The sequence below is a fragment of the Stenotrophomonas sp. genome, from assembly GCF_032056425.1.
GTDB lineage: Bacteria > Pseudomonadota > Gammaproteobacteria > Xanthomonadales > Xanthomonadaceae > Stenotrophomonas.
The window spans coordinates 118739-137020 of the sequence record NZ_DAMBCN010000001.1 but is presented as its reverse complement, the minus strand read 5'-3'; the positions used below and the strand labels follow the sequence as shown (position 1 = coordinate 137020).

Genomic DNA, 18282 nt, shown 5'->3' with positions numbered 1-18282 from the left:
GCGCGCAGATCAACCGCGACCCCCAGCAGCACGCCGGTACCGACGATGCAGCGGATTACGCCATGACGTGGCGAAGAAGCTGCAGGCCCCCGATGGGGTTGCCGACGTGGTCGAGCGAGACGTCCAGGCTTCCCCACGGCGCCACGAACAGGTGATCCAATACAGTATTGGGCTGCGTCAGGCAGCTCATGTCCCACGCGGGGAAGCGGCGGGTTTGGATCACCGATTCCTCAAGCACCTCCAGGCGGGTGTGGTCATTGCTGGCCTTGATGCGTCCAATGGCGCCTTCGACGCCATCAACGGGTCCCTCGATGTATTGGAGAAAGCGGGCTCCATCGAAGAGCATCGCGCCGGTTACGCCGGCGAGCCGGTTGAAGCGCTGTGCGCCGCGCACGATGTGATCGAGTCGGGTTGATTCGATACTTGGGGCGGCAACGCTTCGGTAGGCGATGGCTCGCAGCATGGATGGGTTCGCTTGAAGTGGGGTGCACACGGTACTCCCTCGTGCAGCCTCGCGCTTGACCGATCCAGTCCATCACCCGATTCAACCCGTTGGCTTCACGTAAGGCTCAGCAGCGCAGCACGCTGCCTTCTCTCTGGCCAACTGATGCTGGGCCATCTGCCAAGGTTGGTAACCCCTATGCGCGAATCTGACGCTGACCAAGGTTGCGGTGTGGCGGGGGAGACCGGACGGTTCCGCTTGGTCCGGGTTGAGTGCGAGCGCGCAGGTCCGCAGGCGGTCTCCAAAGTGCTGAAAGCCCACGTCCATTGCCACGTGTGTGGCATGGACTTCGTTGCAAGCGAGACCGTTGGGCTGACATCGATTTCCGGCGGCGCCGTCATCAGCTGCAACCATTGCAGCAACCGCCAGGCCATAGGTCATGGCCTTTTCGGCGCCCTGCCGTCGGCGTCAGGCTGACGTGGCGTGCCGATCCACGGTGGGTATGCCGCTGGACAGGGTTCAGCCCGGTACCAGCCTGATCCGCGGATGTCCGGCAAAGATCTCCATGATGATTTCGAAATAGGTCTGGCCTTCGCCGCGTTCCAGCGCTGCGCGTTGGCGGCCGATCAAATCGGCGTTGAAGGTACCAGGCTGCTGCAGCTTCGCCTCCAGCCATGCCAGGGTGGCCTCCACGCCCAGCGCCACACGGCTGCGTTCGATGTCACGCCACAGCACGGTGGCCGTCGCGTGCCCGGCCAGGGCGCCATAACCGCCGTACAGCAGGTCGTCCAAGGCATCCAGGCTGGGCCCCAGTTGCCAGTCCTCCCCGCTCATGAACACGCGGTTGATCTCCGCATGAAAGCTGGGAATGTCGCGAATGGCCGAGCCGTCGATCTGCAGATGAAGCGTCATGGGCGAACTATAGCGCTGGCGGTAGAACCCCGCGTGCTGCCGAAGGCCGGACGGCGCTTGGCGTGCGCGCTTACGTGCCGTTTCCGCCTAGGCCGGTTCGGGTCGCAGGCGCGGATTCGCAAGTTCTCCTATGGCAGTTTCACCCGTGCCCAAGCATGGTTCCGCCCCGGCGTTGCGCGCCATGGCGTGCTGTCCCCCGCGCGTCCATAGACCCGATTCAGGCGGATGTGTCCGCTCCTTGCCCCTCACCGGGGCCGGGCAGGCGCCGCCCGGCCGCAAGAACACGAAAAGATCGTGCAGTCAGGGAAGAGGCAGGGGCGGCGTGCGTGCCGTCGTGGTGGGTGGCTGTTGCTGCTGGGCGTGGCCTTCCATACGGCCACCCAACAGGACGCCGGGGCGGGTACACAGGAATTTCTGCGCCAGCAGGAACGCGAGCGCGCCCTGCGCGAAGGTCGCTGATCTTCTGCAGAACTCCACGCGACCAACGATGCGTCCAGTGGCTTGCTTGCCTTGTTCATCGCTGTCTTCATGGAAACCACGCTGTTCACGCTGAAGGCCAAAGGGCCGATCGGCTTGCTGACGATGCCGGTTACGGTCTGCGTGTCGCTGTACATCGCCATCTGCTGTACCGGGCGCCCGCCACGCACTCCTTCACCCGCCGCGGGCGCTGACCACGCCGCAGCCGAGGGCGGAGAGCCCGCGCATCGCCGCAGAACGGTGCGCGGCCGTGCGCATTGACCGCAGCAATGGCGTGTCTGAACAGGAGAATGCTGTTCAGCTGCCGTCGACCTGGATTTCACCTGTGGTTGCCACCGCCCACGAGACACTTGGGCCGTACCGCAACACAGGAGATGGCCATGAACACTTCGATTCGCGTATTGCTGTTGGGCAGCCTTCTGGCAGTGTCGTCGATTGCCGGCGCACAGGGTTATGGCCCGCGCGATGAAGGCCGCAAGTTCAACGATGGCAGCCGCGTGGTGTGCAAGAACGTAGAAGTGCAGCGCAACTCGCGCGACCCGAACCGCATCACCGGTACCGCGACCGGTGCGGTGGTGGGTGGCCTGCTGGGCAATCAGGTGGGCGGCGGCAACGGCAAGAAGCTGGCTACCGTGGCCGGTGCCGTGGCCGGCGGTGCGGCTGGCCGCCAGATCCAGGGCAACCACCAGAGCAAGACCGGCGACCGTGTGGTCGAGCGTCGCTGCGAACGTGTGTATCGATAAACCCTTTTCAGTCCCTTCCACCTGCATCACCCGAACGCCGGCCCTGTGCCGGCGTTCTTCATGTGCGGCGACGTACCACTGGGCGAGGCGGCGGCCTATACTGCGCCAACTTACAAGGATGAACGCGCTGTGAACGAATCCTCCGTTACTGCGCCGCAGGCCGTGTCCACGCCCACCCATGCCGAGCCGGAAGCGAACACCCGCTTCAGCCGACTGCGCGAGCGTGCGGACGAGCTGGAACTTTTCATTTCCGGCCTGCTGGCGTTCGCCCTGCTGGCCGTGCCCGGGTACCTGTTCGATGCCTGGGCGCGCAGCAGCCTGCATACCGAAGGCATGTACTTCCAGCTGCTGTGGTTTGCCTTCAGCACGGTGGTGGGCATGTGCTACGTGCTGGCGGTGGCGCTGATCGCGCACCTGACCGTGCGCGGTTACTGGATCGGCCTGGTCGGGCTGAAATCACATTTCCCCGAAGGCATCGACTGGGCCGCGCTGCACAGGTTGGGGCCGGTGTCACGTGCGTTCCTGAGCGCGCGCGATGGCGGCCTGGACAGCAGCATCCAGCGCGCTGACCGGTTGGCCACGCTGCTGTTTTCAACCACGCTGATCTGCGTGCAGACTCTGGCCGGCACCCTGGTGCTGGCAATGGTGACCCTGGCTATCGCCATGTTCATCGCCTTCCTGGCCGGTGGTTCGGACCAGGTGGCGATGGCGGTGGTGGGCGCGTGCCTGGTGAGCCTGCTGGCGCTGGCCTTCGTGCCCTTCATGCTGGAAAAAGCCATCGCCCGGCGCCACGCACGTGGCCGCGCCAGCGAGGGGCTGGAACGCGCGCTGCAGCGCTTCCTGGCCGGCATGCAGCGGGTGCCGCTGCTGCGCTTGATGCAGACCATGCAGCTGACCATCCAGAGCAACCTGCGCTCGCGCTCGTTCATGGTGGGCTACCTGCTGGCCATCTGCGTGGCGATGGCGCTGGCCGCGGTGCAGGTGGTCGGTTCGGTGAAGTTCTCGCTGTTCAACCGCTACCAGGTGCTGACCGAGGAAGCGGTGGACAACGGCATGCTGAGCGCGCACTACGAGTCACTGCGCTCGACGCACGACCAGTTGCTGGCCTACCCGATGATTCCGGCCGATACGATCAGCAGTTCGCGCCTGCGGCTGTTCATTCCGCATCGCCCGCAGCGCGACAACCCGCTGGCACGGCGCTACTGCACTGCCTTGCCCGGGGGTGAGAACAGCGCCGAAGGTGCGCTGGCGGCACGGGCGGCAGTGGACTGCTTGGCATTGATCTGGACCATTACCCTGGACGGCAAGCCGGTGGCGCTGGCCGACTTCGTGCCGTTCGAGCGCCGCGATCTGGAAATGCGCGGGCTGGTGGGCTACCTGCCGCTGCAGGGCCTGGCGCCGGGCCGGCATGACCTGCATCTGGTCTGGCATGCGCAGGGCGAGAGCACCGGACCGGACCGCCGCCGCGAGTACCGCATTCCGTTCTGGTACACGCCGGACGACAGCAAGGACTAGTCGGAGCCGCGCGCCGCTGCGCCGTGCAGGCGCCGATAGGCCAGCGTGCCGTACAGCAGCAGCAAGGCTCCCAAAGTCATCAGTTCGTGGCGGACGTCGGCCAGGCGGGCGTCCATCTGGGTCAGGCGCACCATCAGGTTGATGCCGGCGGTGGTGGGCAGCAGCTGCGACAGCCAGACCAGCGGCGTTGGGGTCATCACCGCCGGCCATGACAGGTTGGCCAGGAAGAACAGCGGGATGGAGGTGGCGATGACGTACTGGAACGCGCGTTCGCGGGTGCGGAAGAAGCTGCCCACGAACAGGCCGAAGGCCACGGTGGCGGCGATGAACAACGTGCCGCCCAGCAGTTGCCCCAGCGGGTTGCCGCCGCGCGGGTAGTCCTGCACCCAGGCCGTGAAACCGGCGTAGTAGAACAACCCGAACAGGCCGATGAGGCCGAAACCCAGCGCCATGCCCAGCAGGGTGGGGCGGTCGAAGCGCAGGCGCCGCCCAAGCGCCAGGCGGCGGCCGCCCAGCAGCACTCCGATGCCCATCAGCAGGGTCTGGTGCACGATCAGTTCGGCCACGCCCGGCACGATGGCGCTGCCGTAGCCTTCCTGGGTGTTGTACAGCGGTCGCTGCACCAGGGTGACCGGCGGTGCCTGCGGGGCGCCCATGAAGGCGGCCTGGGTGACGGCTGCATCGCGACCGAACGTGCCCAGCGCATCGGCCACGCTGCCCAGCACCCAGCTGGCACGACCCAGATACGCGCCATTGCCGAGCAGCACCAGTTTCGCGGGGTGCCCGCGCAGGATGTCGCGCTCCAGGTTCGCCGGAATCAGCACGATGCCTTCGGCGTGGCCGGCTTCCAGTTGCTGGCGTGCGCTTTCAATGTCGGCCGGTTGCCCGACCACACGCGCCACGCGCAGCGCATCCAGCGTGCGCAGCAGTTCGCGGCTGGTGGCGCTGTGATCTTCGTCAACCACCAGCACGGGCAGGTCGCCGGCCACCTGGTGGCGATACGCGGCCGGGTAGAAGAACGAGTACAGGATGACAGCGCCGACCATCACCACGATGGCGTAGCGGTCCAGCAGCACGGCCATCAGGGTCTGCCGCAGGCTGCGCCACACCGCGTTCATGCGCTGGCCTTGGCCGCTTGCGCGGCCGGTGCGCTGCGAGCGAAGGCGATCAGCCGTGCGCCGCCGATGCCGCCGGCCACCACGATCATCAGCAGCAGGGTGGCCAGTGGCCACAGCGATACCACCAGCGGCGCGCCGACGAACTGCTGCTGGGTCTGCAGTTTGATGTAGGCGCTCAGTGGCAGCAGCAGGTGCCAGATGCGGGTGAACAGCGGTGCATCGATCACCGGGAAGGTGGCGCTGGAAAAGGCCAGTGCGGTGCCGATGCTCAGGCCGACCGCCGACAGTGCGGTGCCCATGTCACGGGTGACGCCCACGAAGAACAACGCGTAGCTGGCGGTGGCCAGGTAGAACAGTGGCTGCGCCAGCAGCAGCAACAGCACGCTGCCGGCGATGCCATCGCCGCGCAGCCAGGCCAGGTAGCCGACGCCTGCTGCGCCGTACACGGAAAACAGCAGCACGTAGGGCGCGATCTTGCCGAGCACGGCCGACCATGGCGTGCGTCCCAGCCAACCGCGCAACGTGCCATCGCGGATCTCGCGGCCCAGGCTGCCGGCCACGGCCAGGGCCAGCACCAGCGACAGCACCGCCGGGAAGATCAGCGGCAGCAGGAACAGCTCGTAGCTGCGCGCCGGGTTGTAGAGGATGTCCGACTGCACGGCGATGGGCGCGGCGCGCAGCTTGCCGGGGCCGACCTGCAGGCCGATGCGTTCGCGCAGCAGGCGCGCGCCCCAGGCCGATACCGCATCGCCGATATCGCGCGCGGCCGACTGCCCGGTGGTCATGTAGGTGGCGTTGTAATAGGCGAACACCGTGCCCTGGCGCCCGCGCAGGGCCTGGCGGGTGACATCGCGTGGCACCAGCACCACCGCGAACACCTGCAGGCTGCGCAACTGTGCCTGTGCTTCGTCCAGGCTGGCCGGCTGCGTGGCCACGCGCACGCCCGGGCTGGCATCGAGCATGCGCAGCAGCAGGCGGCTGTCGCTGCTGTGGTCCAGGTCGACCACGGCAATGGGCACATCGCGCATCACCGATGCGGAAAACATCCAGGCCATCACTGCCAGCATCAGCAGCGGCAACAGCGTGACCAAGGCCAGGTCGGCCCGGTTGCTGCGCAGCGCACGCAGTTCGCGCCGCCATGCAGCGCCGATGCCGGTGCTGTCCGGGTTCAGTCCTGCGGCCATGCGAACAGCACGCTCATGCCGGGCCGGAAGCCTTCGACACGCTGCACCGGGCGTACCCGCACTTCGAAGCTGCGCACGTCGTAGCCCGACGATTGGCGCGTGCTGCGCCAGGTGGCGTAGTCACCGGCCGGATTGATGAAGTACACCTCGAACGTTGCATCCTTTTCCAATGCGGGAATCCGGCCCTGCAGGCGGCTGCCGACCTTCAGGCCCTGCATCTGCGATTCGCGCAGGTTCATCGACACCCACATGCGATCGATGTCGACCAGGGTGAACACCGGGAAGCCCGCCGGCACCAGTTCGCCCGGGTCGGCCATGCGTTTGTTGATCTCGCCGGCCACCGGCGCGCGGCCTTCCACTTCGGCACGGGCGGCGTTGACTTCGGCCACCGCGCCCTGCGCCTGTTGTACCTGGCCCTGTGCGGCACGCTTGTCCTGCTCGCGTGCACCGGCCAGGGCCATGTCGTACTGCGCGCGCGCGGCACGGGCCAGTTCGCGCGAGCTGGTGGCCTGGGCGTGGGCCTCGTCACGCTTCTGCCGGGTCATCACGCCTTCGTTGAACAGGTTCTGCACGCGGCCGGCGGTGGCTTCGGCCAGGGTGGCACCGGCTTCGGCGCGCTTCCAGTTGGCTTCGGCGGCACGGATGTCTTCGCGGCGCGCGCCTTCGTCGGCCTTGTCGGCCACTGCCTGGGCGGCGGCCAGCGCACCGTGCGCCTGCTGTTCCTTGGCTGCCACTTCCGGGCTGTCCAGCAGGAACACAATCTGCCCGGCCTGCACGCGATCGCCTTCGCGCACCTTCAGTTCGGCCACGCGGGCGGTGATCTTGGCGGCCACGTTCAGCGTGTCTGCGTCGGCCATGCCCTGGATCTGGTCGGCCGGGCTGCGCCAGGCCAGCCACAGGCCCAGCACCACCACCAGCAGCAACACCACGACCAGGATCAGGCCGGTGCGGCGCTTGCCCGGCGGCGTTGCTGCGTCATCGTGCAATACATCATTCATGGTCGATCACCTCGTCCGCACGCCGCCGGTAGTCTTCGAAACGGTCCATCTGGCCACTGATCTCCAGCAATTGCGCCAAGGCCACGTCGTACTGATACGCCGCCTGCGAACGCTCCACGCGGGCGCCGCCCAGCCCCAATCGCGCATCGATCACGTCCAGCGATGTGGCCTGGCCCTCGCGGAACGCCAGTTCCTGCAGGCGCAGGTTTTCCTGTGCCTGGGCGATGCTGCTGTCCAGCAGCACGAACTGCTGGCGGGCGGTTTCCAGCTCGTTCCAGGCCTTGCGAACGCCCAGGGCGACCTGGTTCTCGGCCTCGCGCAGGCCGGCCTCGGCCTGTTCCTGCTGCGCACGCGCCGCACCGATCTGCGCCGGGCGCGAGTTGGGTGACAGGAAGGTGTACTTCAAGCCGATGCCGAATGCCCAGTCGGGGTCGGTCAGCATTTCATCGCGGCGGCGGAAGTCGTACTGGCCGAACGCAAAGATCTGCGGTTTCAGTTTGGCCTGCTGCACGCGCACACCCTGTTCGGCCTGCGCGACCAGCGCCCGCAGGCGCGCGATCTGCGGTTGCCGCGCCTGCGCGGTGCGTTCGAAGCTGGCCACCGGTTCCAGCGGCGCGCGCTGCACGAACAGCGGCGAGGTGGGGCGGACCTGGCCGCCACTGCGCAACAGCGTGGCCAGCGCGGCCTGCAGCGTGGCCAGGTCGTTCATGCTTTTCTGGTACTCGCGTTCGGCCTTGTCGCGGGCCACGGTGGCCTGCAGGCGCTGGGCCCGCGTGGCGAAGCCTTCGCGCTCCAGTTTCTGCGCATCGGACAGATGGCGTTCCAGACCGTCACGCACATCGCGGCGCACGTCCACCGCCTGTTCGGCCAGGCGCTGGCCGAAGTAGGCCTGCGCCAGCTGCACGGTGATCGATTGCCGCTGCGCTTCACGCTCGGCGCTGGCCTGTTCGCTGGCCGCGCTGGCCGCGCGCTGCGCCGCGGGAATCACCCCGCCGGTGTACAGCGGTAGTACCGCGGTCACCACCGGGCGGGTGCGCCAGTCGCGTTCGGTGAAGGTCAATGGCGAGTCGATGCCGTAGGCCTCGGCCACCGGCGCCAGCGAACCCAGCGGCAGGGTGAGCGTCTTCTGGAACTGCAGGCGGCGCACTTCGCCGGTGATCTCGGGCAGGCGCAGCAGGCGGGTGGCCTCCTGCAGTTCCTGCTTGTTGCGCACGCCAGCGTCGGCGGCGGCCAGCGCGTCGGACACCTGTTCAAGCCGTTGCCGGGCCTGTTCCCAGTCCAGTGCCGGTGGTGAGGCGTTATCAGTCAGGGACTGCGCGCCGCTGACCGTGGGCAGCCACAGCGCACAGATCAGCAGGGGCGCGCCTGCGCGCTGCAGCCACGGGGTGGGGCGATGCCGATGCACGTGGGTCCGTCATCCGTAAAGTGTCCGGCAAAAATTAGTCGGTACGCCGTGAAGCGGTTGTAGGTGCTGCTCGCTGCTCGCGCAGGCGGACCTCTCCATTCCATTGGTGCGATCGCCACAGGCTTCCTTTAACGAGACAATAACGAACCGCCGCGACTCGCCGCGTTGGCCGTTCGTGGACCCGCCCCCTGTCGCCTTTGTTTTCCGCAGTTTCGCCGCTTCCGGCGCAGGTAGTACGCAATGAAGAATGATCTCCGCCTCCTGCTGTCCCACCTGGGACGCACCTTCCTTTTCGGTTTCATGGTGACCCTGCCGCCCTTGCTGGCCTGGCTGGACATTCATTGGCTGGGCGACGCGGTAGGTGAGTGGTCGCTGGTGGAACTGACCCAGGAAGGCTTCCTGGCGGCCAGCGTGCTGGCGTTCGCGCGGCTGGCGTGGCGCCGTGCCGAGGACCGGGGTTTCGCGGTGCTGGCCGCCGCCCTGTTCGCCTGCATGTTCCTGCGCGAGATGGACGAGGCGCTGGACCTGATCGCGCACGGGTTCTGGAAGTACCCGGTGACCCTGCTGATTGTCGGTTCGCTGGCCTGGGCCAGCCGTGACTGGCGCGGTGCCGTGGCCGGTCTGGTGCGCTTCCTCACCTCGCGCGCCGGCACGGTGATGACCATCGGTCTGGTGCTGCTGCTGTTCTACTCGCGCCTGATCGGCATGACCTCGTTGTGGACGGGCCTGCTGGGTGACCAGTACATCCGCGTGTTCAAGAACACCATCGAAGAAACCACCGAGCTGCTGGGCTACACCTTCATCCTGGCCGCCAGCCTGGGCTACCTGGCGCAGCGCGTACGTGAGCCGCTGGCCACTCGCGCGCGCAGTGAAAGCACCGCGGCGCCGATGCAGCAGCGCCCGCTTTAAGGCGCATCCACCGGGCACAGCGGACGTTCGCCCGGGCGCAATGTCAGCACGCGCACGCCGCTGGCGGTCACCGCCACGGTGTGTTCGAACTGCGCCGACAGTTTGCCGTCGCGTGTATACACCGGCCATTCGTCAGGCTGCTGGCGGATGGCCGGCTTGCCCTGGTTGAGCATGGGTTCGATGGTGAACACCATGCCTTCTTCCAGCGCCATGCCGGTTCTGGCGTGGCCGTAGTGCAGGATCTGCGGCTCTTCATGCATTTCCTGGCCGATGCCGTGGCCGCAATATTCCTTCACCACGCTGTAGCCGTGGCTGCGCGCATGGCGGGCGATGGCATGGCCGATATCACCCAGTCGCGCGCCGGGGCGGACTTCGGCGATGCCTTTCCACATGGCCTGGTAGGCCGTGCTGACCAGCCTGCGCGCAGCGTAGTCGACCTCACCCACCAGGTAGGTGGTGCTGGAATCGGCGATGTAGCCGTTCTTTTCCAGGGTGATGTCCAGGTTGACGATCTGCCCATTGCGCAGCACGTCATCGGTACTGGGCACGCCGTGGCAGATCACATTGTCGATGGAGGTGTTGAGCACGAACGGGAAACCGTACTGGCCCTTGCTGGCCGGCCGCGCGTGCAGCACATCGACGATCATGCGTTCGACGAAATCGTTGATCTCCATCGTGCTGCGGCCCAGCAGCGGCAACGCGTCGAGTGCGGCGAACACCTGCGCCAGCAGGCGCCCGGATTCGGCCATCAGCGCAATCTCGTCGGGGCGCTTGATGATGCCCATGGCTCAGGCCTGGCCGGGTGCCAGCAGCGGCGGCTGCACGCCGGCGGCACGCAGTTCGCTGGCCACGATGTCCTGGAAGCTCAGGGTCGGATTCAGTTCGCACAGCATGCCGACCCGGATCCAGAAGTTGGCCTGGGCGTTGATGGAGCGGCTGGACACCGAGCAGGCACGGCGCAGCTGGTCGTGCAGGGTGTCATCGATGTTGACGATGCCCATGGCGGGTTCTCGGAAGGGAATATATGAAGCATATATGATTCATATATTCCCGCTCAAGGGCCGCGTCGCTTTGGCGATGACGTGCCAGCCGTAGAGTCGAGCTTGCTCGACTGCATGAAATGCCAGAACCACAGCAGTCGAGCAAGCTCGACTCTACCAATGGTCAGCCATCCACGCCGGGAACGCCTTCGGCCAGCGGTACGCGACTTCCATCCAGCAGGCCACGGCTCAGCGTGCCGTTTTCAATGAACAGCAGTTCGCCGTTCTCGCCGTTCTTGATGCTGCTGTCGATGGCGATCACCCGGCCACCGTGGAAAGTGCTGACGTGCGGCATGGAGGTGTGGCCGACCACGATGCGCTTGAGCTGCAGGCGGTCCAGCACGGCCTGCACGCCGTTTGCATCAAGGCGCCCGTCGAAATAGCCGCGGTACCAGATCGGGCTGGTCTTGCCGTCGTACAGCGGGGCGGTGGCCGGGTTGGCCTTTACGTCGGCCTTGGGCGTGCCCAGTGAGGCCTGGTACGCATGGTTGGTGGCGGCTGGGTCCAGCGCCAGTTCCACCGCGTCGGGCGAAATGCCGCCGTGCAGGAACAGAGTATCGCCGATCTTCAGCAGCACCGGCCGCGTGCGCAGCCACTGCCCGATCACCGAATCGGCGCCGTACAGCTGCGGGTAGCTGCGGCCGAGCAACTGTGCGCTGCGCAGGTACTTGGCGTTGACGTAGCGCAGGTCGTCGTACAGCACCATGGTTTCATGGTTGCCCAGCACGAAGTGCACCGCGCCGCCGGCGGCGGCGGCCTGCTGCTGCAGGCCGTACAGCAGCCAGAACGCCTCGGTCACCTGCGGGCCACGGTCGAACACATCGCCGGCGATGACCAGGGTGTCGGTGCCCAGCGCCCAGCGGTCCTGCGCATCGATCACCTTGTTGGCACGCAGCAGGCGCACCAGCAGGCCGTACTGGCCATGGATATCGGACAGGGCGACGATGCGCGGTGCGGCCGGCAGTACCGAAACCGAGGGTGCCGCCGGCGGCGCGACGTGCACGCTGTGGGCGTAACCGCACCGCGGGCTGAAATCGGTGCCGCTGGCAGTGGCGGGCAGGGTGCGCATCTGTACCTGGTCACCACAGATCCACTGCGCGCGCAGCTGCTCGCCCACGCGGAACACATACGGGCCATCGGCATCCACGTGCTCGGCCGGTGTGGCCACCTCGCGGGCCTGCAGCAGCGGCGTGCCCAGCAGCAGGGCCAGTGGCAGCAGCAGGCGGGCAGGGCGGGACAGGGCACGGTGCAGCATGGGGTATTTCCTTGGCGAGCAAAAAAAGGCGGACCCGAAGGCCCGCCCCTGATGCTACGCCGTTGCTCAGAACTTCGCGCGCAGGTTGAACAGCACGCGGCGCGGTTCACCCCAGTAGCCGGAGTTGAAGAAGCCGACGTTGCGGTAGTAGACCTTGTCGAACAGGTTGGTGACGGTCACGCCCACGCTCAGGTTGTCGTTGATGCGGTAGCGGCCCATCAGGTCGAACAGCACGTAGCCGCCCTGGCTCATCTTGCCGGTAGCGGTAACCGGGGTGCCGTTGGCATTGAAGCGCCCGGTAGGGATGGGCTCCATCTGGTAGATCTCGCTCTGCACACTGACACCGCCGCCCAGCGTCCACTGGCCATGGGTCCAGGTGGTGTTGAAGCGGGCCAGGTGCATCGGGCTGGTGCTGGCGAAGCGGCTGCCATCGGGGTTGCTGCTGTAGCTGTAGGTGTAGCCGCCGGTCATGCTCCAGTGGTCGTTGATCGAACCGGAGACTTCGAACTCACCGCCCTGGGTGGTGATGCCGCGGCTGGCGATGTACGGCGAACTGCCATCGGGCAGCTTGATCTCACCGCCGTTCGGGTCCAGCTCGGCCACGTTGTCCTGCTTCATGTAGAAGCCGTTCAACGCCGCATACAGGCGGCCGCCGAAGAAGTCGGCCTTCAGGCCGTACTCGTAGTTGCCACCGGTGGTGGGGTCCAGCAGCTGGTTGTTGATGTCGCGCCGGGCGGTGGCCTGGAACACGTCCGAATAGCTGGCAAATGCGGTGATGTTGCTGCTCAGGTCGTACAGCACGCCCACGTACGGGGTCAGCTCGTGGGCGGTGGTGCGCGCGCTGCGGCTGGTGAATACGCCGTCGGTGCTGTAGTTGTCGGTGGTGGTGCGGTAATCGGAATAGCGCGCGCCGGCGATGATCTTCAGCGGATCGATCGGGTTCAGGCGCACGGCGGCGTAGTAGCCGGTCTCAGTGGTGTTCACCGTGCTGGACGGAATGCCGTAGTTGTAGGTGGTCGGCTTGCCGATGTTGCCGTCCCAGCTGAAGATGCTGGGGAAGGCGGCCACGTTGTACGGGCGCGAGGTGATGCCGGCGCGGATGGTGTCCAGGTCACGGTCGTAGTGGTTGATGCCCACCACCAGTTCGTGCGAACGGCCGAACAGCTGGAACGGACCGGACGCGTACAGGTCGAAGGCATCCTCGCGGGTTTCCGACACCGAATAGGTATCGGCAATGCGCAGGCCCAGGCCGGTGACCGGGTCGGCCCAGTTGCCGGTGTTGGAACCGGCCAGCAGCAGCGAATCGGTATCGGTGGCGCGGTGGTTGTAGGCCAGGCGGCCACTCCAGCCGGCGCCGAACTGCTGTTCCAGGGTGACGAAGTAGTTGGTGCTTTCGCGGTTCCACTCGTTCCAGCGCGCTGCGGCGCTGTAGGAACGCGGCATGTGCGCGCGGCTGCCATCGCGGAAGTACAGCGGCGAGGCGCTCCAGGCGCCGCCATCGGAACCGGTCTTCAGGTAATCGATGCCGGCACGCAGGCGGATGCTGTCGGTCAGGTCTGCTTCGATCACCCCGTACAGGCTGGGGGACGTGTCATGCTGGAAGCGCACCCAGCTTTCCTTGTCAGTGTAGGCGCCGACGAAGCGCCCGCGCACGCGGCCACTCTTGCTGAGCGGACCGGACACATCCACTTCGGCGCGCTTGTAATCCCACGAGCCGGCGCTGAGGCTGGTGCTGGCCTGGAAGGTGTCGGTCGGGCGCTTGCGCACCATGTTCACCGTGGCCGACGGGTTGCCCGAGCCGGTGACCAGGCCGCTGGCGCCGCGCACCACTTCAATGCGCTCGTAGATGGAGGTGTCGCTGAGGATCGAGTTGCCGCCGGCACCGGTGGTGTAGTTGGTGGGAATGCCATCGAACATGAAGTTGTTGATGGCAAAGCCACGCGCGTTGAACAGCGTGCGGTTGCTGTCATACGACTGGATGGTCACGCCGGGCGTCTGCTGCAGCACTTCGGAAATGGTGATGAGGTTGAAATCCTCGATGCGCTGGCGGGTGAACACGGTCAGCGACTGCGGGGTTTCGCGCAGGGTCAGCGGCAGCTTGGTGGCGGTGTTGGTGCCATAGACCTGGTAGCCCTCGGTGCGCTGGGTCACCATCACCCGGTCCAGTTCGGTGGTGGTCGGCGCGCTGTCCTGGGCAAATACCGGCGCGGCGGCGCAGGCGAGCGACAAGGCGAGGGCGTTCCGGCGCAGGGCGCCAGAGTGGGTGTGCTTCATGCAATGACCTTTCTAGTTCAGGAACGGGAAGACGGGCGCGGCGCCGGCTTGGCCGGGCTGCGGAAACTGAGCCAGAGCACCATGGCCCCGGCGCCTGCGGCGAGCACGCCACACCAGCCCACAAACCCTTGGGCAACGCCCCAGGCCGCGATGCTGGGTGCCAGGCTGGCCGCCAGCGCGGCCGCGCCCAACAGGCGCAGCACGCGGCGGCGCGGCGCGGCCGGCGCATGGCCGGTGACGTCGCGATGGTGGCGTTCCATCGCCAGCGCCAGGCAGACGAAGCCGAAGGCCGCCAGCAGCAGGGCGAGCGCGCTCATGCGCTGGCCTCGGCCGCCTGGGCCGCGCGTGCGGCGCGGGGCTTGCGTTGTGCCGGCACGAAACGATGCACCTTGCGTGCGGCCCACAGCAGGCTGGCGCCGATCAGCAGCAGGCCGATGTCGATGCCGGCCCGGGCGCCATCACCGTTGGCCAGCGCAGTGATCGCGCCACCCTGCCAGACCACCAGGTTGTACAGCGGCAGGCCCAGCGCCAAGACGCCGGCCACGGCCAGTTGTTCCACCCAGCCGCGACGGGCCGGGCGCAGCAGCGCGTGCAGCAGGCAGGCCGCCCAGGCGTAGAAGAACACTTTCACTTCGGCATCGCTGCGGCTGGCCAGTTCCACCGGCAGCAGGCGGTTGCCCCACAGGAAGGCCAGCATGGCCACCGGCAGGCCACTGACGAAGCCGATGTTCAGCCGTTCCACAATGCGGAAACCCAGGTGCGGACGCGCAGGATCGGGTAGCTGGGTGCGCCGCTTCACCGTCCACAGCACCAGCCCGGTGGCGACCATCAGCGTGCCGGCCACGCCGGACAGGAAGAACAGCCAGCGCATCGTGGTGGGCGCGAAACGTGCCGCGTGCAGCCCGATCATGCCGTCGCGGGTGACCACGGCGGCCGAACGCGGTGGCGCGGCATCCAGCAGTTCGCCGCGTGCGTCGAAGGTGAGCGTGTCGTTGGCCCCGGCAATCTGGTCGGCCTGCTGGCGGCGCACGGCAATGCGCATGGACGCATCGCCTGGCTGGTCGATCTGCAGCGACGCCGCGTGGCCGCCGCCCCACTGCAGTTCCGCACGGCGCAGCACCTGGGCCAGCGCGGGCGGCACAGCGGCCACGCCACTGGGCTCAACTTTTTCCGCACGCGGGAAGAGCTCGGCGAAGAACGCATCGCGGCCACCGGGGTAGTTCGCATCCACCGCCCACGGCATGTACAGGGTCATCAGGGTGATCAGGCCGGTGTAGGTGATCATCAGATGGAACGGCAGCGACAGCACCGCCAGCGCGTTGTGGCCGTCCAGCCAGGTGCGTTGGCCCTTGCCGCGGCGGAAGGTGAAGAAGTCGGTGAAGATCTTCTTGTGGGTGATGACCCCACTGATGATCGCCACCAGCATCAGCATGGAACAGGCACTGATGAACCACCGCGCCCACAGCACCGGCACGTAGTGCAGATCGAAATGCAGGCGGTAGAAGAAGTTGCCGCCGCGTGTCTCGCGTACCTGCACCGGCGTGCCGTTGGCATCCAGGGTGGCCTGGTTGGGATTGCGCTGGCCGCGCCGGCGTTCCTTCTCGCCCTTGGGTTGCCAACTGACCGCGGTGGCGCTGCTGCGCGAATCGGGCAGTTCGATGCTCCAGCGCTGCGCGTCCGGTGCGGTGCGCGCCAGGAACTGCTGGGCCTGGTTCACGGCGGTGCTCGCATCGGCGGGCAGGCCGATTTCCGGCTGCATCCAGCGGGTCAGTTCTTCCTTCCAGTACGAGGCGGTGCCGGCAATGAAGATCAGGAACAGCACCCAGCCGACCACCAGGCCCGACCAGGTGTGCAGCACCGATTGCGATTGGCGGATGCCGCCCAGGTTGTCGGCGCTGCTCATGCGATGTTCCCGCGCAACAGCCAGGCGATCAGCGCGCCCAGAGCGCCCGTGCCCAGCAGACCCACGGCGGCACGCAGGGTGCTGCGCGCGGCGTAGGCCCAGATGGCGGCCAGTGCATAGACCACGAACGCGGCCATCGTGGCCACCAGGGTGGCATCGGCCTTCGCGCCGGGCAGCAGACGCGCCAGTGCGGCGGCCCAGCAGGCGGCCACGGCGTAACCGCCCAGCAGCGCCAGCAGCCCACGTGCCCACAGCAGGGCATGACCGTTACCGCGCGCCACGCGCTTGGCCGGCGAAGTGCCGGCAGCAGAAGGAGAGGTAGGAGCGGCCATCGCCGATGTCAATGAGAACCGTGTGCAATTGCAATTGAATGCTATTTGACACCGGTGACCCTGTCGAGTCCCCCATTCGGGGGATGCCGCCGCTTACAGCTTGCGCACGACGGTGGCGTGCGCGGGCAGCGGCTGGCCGTTGTGATCCTGCGGCTGCATGTACGGCAGGGCGTGGCCGCTGCTGCGCTCGGTCAGCAGCGAATGTGCTTCGCCGGGCGCGAAGCAGTGGCGTTCGCCCCACTGGCGCAGCGCCACCAGCACCGGAAACAGGTCCTGGCCGGCGGCCGTCAGCACGTACTCGTGGTAGGCGCTGCCGTCGGCGGCGGGCTGCTGCTGCAGCAGGCCGGCGTCGAGCAGGCGCCGCAGGCGGTCGCTGAGGATGTTGCGGGCCGCGCCCAGGCTGCGCTGGAAATCGCCGAAGCGGGCCACGCCGTCGAAGGCATCGCGCAGGATCAGCAGGGCCCAGCGGTCGCCGAGCAGATCGACGGTGCGGGCAACGGGGCAGGGGCTGTCAGCGTGCATGGGATCACTCCTGAATCTGGTTGCAGTTTAAAACTGGAGTCGTTACCGTGCACCTGGTTGCAAAATGAAACCATAACGATGACGTCCCCTGTTTCATTCAGGCTGCAGGGCCTGCTGTCCATCGCCGCGGGCGCCAGCGTGGCCAATGTCTATTACGCGCAGCCGCTGCTGGCCGATCTGGCCCAGTCATTCGCGCTGGCACCCGCGCTGGCGGGGTGGGTGCTGGCGGCTACCCAGGCCGGCAGCGTGGTGGCCCTGCTGCTTCTGCTGCCGCTGGCCGACCGGCTGGATCGCCGGCGAATGTTGCGACTGCAGATCGGGGCGCTGGTGCTGGCGCTGTTCGGGCTGTCGGCCGCGCAGACCGCCACGGGGCTGCTGCTGGGCATGGTGCTGGTGGGGCTGCTGGGTACGGCGCTGACCCAGGGGCTGATTGCCTACACGGCCCATCTGGCGCCGGAGGGAGAGCGCGGGCGCATGGTCGGCACCGTGCAGGGCGGCGTGTTCATCGGCCTGCTGTCGGCGCGCGTCCTGTCCGGCAGCGTGGCCGCCGTGGCCGGCTGGCGTGCGGTGTACCTGCTGTCTGCCGTGTTGATGGCGGTGCTGTCGCTGCTGCTGTGGCGACGGTTGCCGGCGCTGCTGGTGCCGGTGGTGCCACCGTCGTGGCGCGTGCTGCTGGCGTCGATGGCCACGTTGCTGCGCGATGACCGCACGCTGCGTGAGCGCGGGCCGCTGGCGCTGCTGCTGTTTGCCGGCCTGAACGTGTTCTGGGCGGCGGTGCCGCTGCCGCTGTCGGCGCCGCCGTTGCACTGGTCCACCGCGGGTATCGGTGCACTGGGCCTGGCTGGCATCACCGGTGCGCTGCTGGCGGCCCGGGTCGGCCACTGGATGGATCGCGGTTTCGCCGCGCGCGTCAGCCTTGCCGCACTGCTGTTGATGTTGGCAGCCTGGTGGCCGCTGCTGGGGCTGCCGCACTCGCTGTGCCTGCTGTTGCTGGGCGTGGTGCTGCTGGATCTGGGCGGGCAGGCCCTGCACGTATCCAACCAGGCGCTGCTGCTGCGCGCACCGGTGCAACAGCATGGGCGCCTGGTGGCGCTGTACATGCTCTTCTACGCGGTGGGCAGCGGTGCCGGCGCAGCGGCCGGCACCTGGATGCAGGCACGCCACGGTTGGAGCGCGGTGTGCCTGCTGGGGGCCGGCATCGCCGCATTGGCGCTGTTGTGGTGGGCGCGGTGCCGACTGCGCCGTTAGCTGGG

Annotated in this window: 19 protein-coding genes; 5 read left to right on the top strand and 14 right to left on the bottom strand. The window is 67.3% G+C overall.

From position 1 onward, the window contains the following. Positions 1-55: 55 nt before the first annotated feature. Complete coding sequence (locus RTY46_RS00605) at positions 56-463, bottom strand: BLUF domain-containing protein (RefSeq protein WP_312706175.1); 408 nt, start codon at positions 461-463, stop codon at positions 56-58. Positions 464-961: 498 nt separating this feature from the next. After that, on the bottom strand, positions 962-1354 hold the full coding sequence (locus RTY46_RS00600) for a barstar family protein (protein ID WP_312706174.1): 393 nt from the start codon (positions 1352-1354) through the stop codon (positions 962-964). Positions 1355-1855: 501 nt separating this feature from the next. On the opposite strand from RTY46_RS00600, the gene RTY46_RS00595 reads away from it, so the two are divergent. The 3 genes from RTY46_RS00595 (at position 1856) to RTY46_RS00585 (ending at position 4089) form a co-directional block, all read left to right on the top strand. Next, a complete protein-coding gene (locus RTY46_RS00595; RefSeq protein ID WP_312706173.1) occupies positions 1856-2092 on the top strand; it encodes a hypothetical protein in 237 nt (78 codons plus the stop codon). A 113-nt stretch (positions 2093-2205) separates the two neighbouring features. Beyond that, on the top strand, positions 2206-2574 hold the full coding sequence (locus tag RTY46_RS00590) for a glycine zipper 2TM domain-containing protein (protein ID WP_312706172.1): 369 nt from the start codon (positions 2206-2208) through the stop codon (positions 2572-2574). Positions 2575-2703: 129 nt separating this feature from the next. Further along, the gene (locus RTY46_RS00585; RefSeq protein WP_312706171.1) at positions 2704-4089 is read left to right on the top strand and encodes a hypothetical protein; all 1386 of its coding nucleotides are present in this window, start codon (positions 2704-2706) and stop codon (positions 4087-4089) included. Here the strand turns inward: RTY46_RS00585 and RTY46_RS00580 are convergent. The 4 genes from RTY46_RS00580 to RTY46_RS00565 are packed head-to-tail and all read right to left on the bottom strand — an operon-like array spanning position 4086 to position 8731. Further along, positions 4086-5207: an ABC transporter permease gene (locus tag RTY46_RS00580; RefSeq protein WP_312706170.1), complete on the bottom strand. Its 1122-nt coding sequence runs from the start codon at positions 5205-5207 to the stop codon at positions 4086-4088. The genes RTY46_RS00585 and RTY46_RS00580 overlap by 4 nt on opposite strands. Continuing rightward, a complete protein-coding gene (locus RTY46_RS00575; protein ID WP_312706169.1) occupies positions 5204-6391 on the bottom strand; it encodes an ABC transporter permease in 1188 nt (395 codons plus the stop codon). The genes RTY46_RS00580 and RTY46_RS00575 overlap by 4 nt, the downstream gene beginning before the upstream one ends. Next, on the bottom strand, positions 6376-7389 hold the full coding sequence (locus tag RTY46_RS00570; RefSeq protein WP_312706168.1) for an efflux RND transporter periplasmic adaptor subunit: 1014 nt from the start codon (positions 7387-7389) through the stop codon (positions 6376-6378). The genes RTY46_RS00575 and RTY46_RS00570 overlap by 16 nt, the downstream gene beginning before the upstream one ends. Then, positions 7382-8731: a TolC family protein gene (locus RTY46_RS00565; RefSeq protein WP_312706337.1), complete on the bottom strand. Its 1350-nt coding sequence runs from the start codon at positions 8729-8731 to the stop codon at positions 7382-7384. The genes RTY46_RS00570 and RTY46_RS00565 overlap by 8 nt, the downstream gene beginning before the upstream one ends. Before the next feature lie 303 nt (positions 8732-9034). On the opposite strand from RTY46_RS00565, the gene RTY46_RS00560 reads away from it, so the two are divergent. Then, a complete protein-coding gene (locus RTY46_RS00560; RefSeq protein ID WP_108755725.1) occupies positions 9035-9703 on the top strand; it encodes a hypothetical protein in 669 nt (222 codons plus the stop codon). Here RTY46_RS00560 and map read toward each other — a convergent pair. The 8 genes from map to RTY46_RS00520 all read right to left on the bottom strand — a co-directional run bounded on the left by map (position 9700) and on the right by RTY46_RS00520 (position 17029). Then, positions 9700-10482, bottom strand: a complete 783-nt coding sequence (map, locus tag RTY46_RS00555; protein WP_312706336.1) for a type I methionyl aminopeptidase — start codon at positions 10480-10482, stop codon at positions 9700-9702. The genes RTY46_RS00560 and map overlap by 4 nt on opposite strands. A gap of 9 nt (positions 10483-10491) precedes the next feature. Next, on the bottom strand, positions 10492-10704 hold the full coding sequence (locus RTY46_RS00550) for a ParD-like family protein (protein ID WP_108748994.1): 213 nt from the start codon (positions 10702-10704) through the stop codon (positions 10492-10494). Positions 10705-10867: 163 nt separating this feature from the next. Then, positions 10868-11998 carry a metallophosphoesterase gene (locus tag RTY46_RS00545; protein WP_312706167.1) on the bottom strand — a complete coding sequence of 377 codons (1131 nt, stop codon included), beginning with the start codon at positions 11996-11998 and terminating at the stop codon, positions 10868-10870. Positions 11999-12064: 66 nt separating this feature from the next. Continuing rightward, a complete protein-coding gene (locus RTY46_RS00540) occupies positions 12065-14272 on the bottom strand; it encodes a TonB-dependent siderophore receptor (RefSeq protein WP_312706166.1) in 2208 nt (735 codons plus the stop codon). 17 nt (positions 14273-14289) lie between these two features. Then, positions 14290-14589 (bottom strand): DUF3325 domain-containing protein, encoded by a 300-nt coding sequence (locus RTY46_RS00535; RefSeq protein WP_199932192.1) that lies wholly within the window; start codon positions 14587-14589, stop codon positions 14290-14292. Next, positions 14586-16175 (bottom strand): PepSY-associated TM helix domain-containing protein, encoded by a 1590-nt coding sequence (locus RTY46_RS00530; protein WP_312706165.1) that lies wholly within the window; start codon positions 16173-16175, stop codon positions 14586-14588. Before RTY46_RS00530 ends, RTY46_RS00535 begins: the two co-directional genes overlap by 4 nt. Then, on the bottom strand, positions 16172-16507 hold the full coding sequence (locus RTY46_RS00525) for a DUF3649 domain-containing protein (RefSeq protein WP_312706164.1): 336 nt from the start codon (positions 16505-16507) through the stop codon (positions 16172-16174). Before RTY46_RS00525 ends, RTY46_RS00530 begins: the two co-directional genes overlap by 4 nt. A gap of 93 nt (positions 16508-16600) precedes the next feature. Further along, positions 16601-17029 carry a helix-turn-helix domain-containing protein gene (locus RTY46_RS00520; protein WP_312706163.1) on the bottom strand — a complete coding sequence of 143 codons (429 nt, stop codon included), beginning with the start codon at positions 17027-17029 and terminating at the stop codon, positions 16601-16603. 78 nt (positions 17030-17107) lie between these two features. On the opposite strand from RTY46_RS00520, the gene RTY46_RS00515 reads away from it, so the two are divergent. Next, entirely contained in the window at positions 17108-18277 is a 1170-nt protein-coding gene (locus RTY46_RS00515; RefSeq protein ID WP_312706162.1) for an MFS transporter, read from the top strand. Positions 18278-18282: the final 5 nt, after the last annotated feature.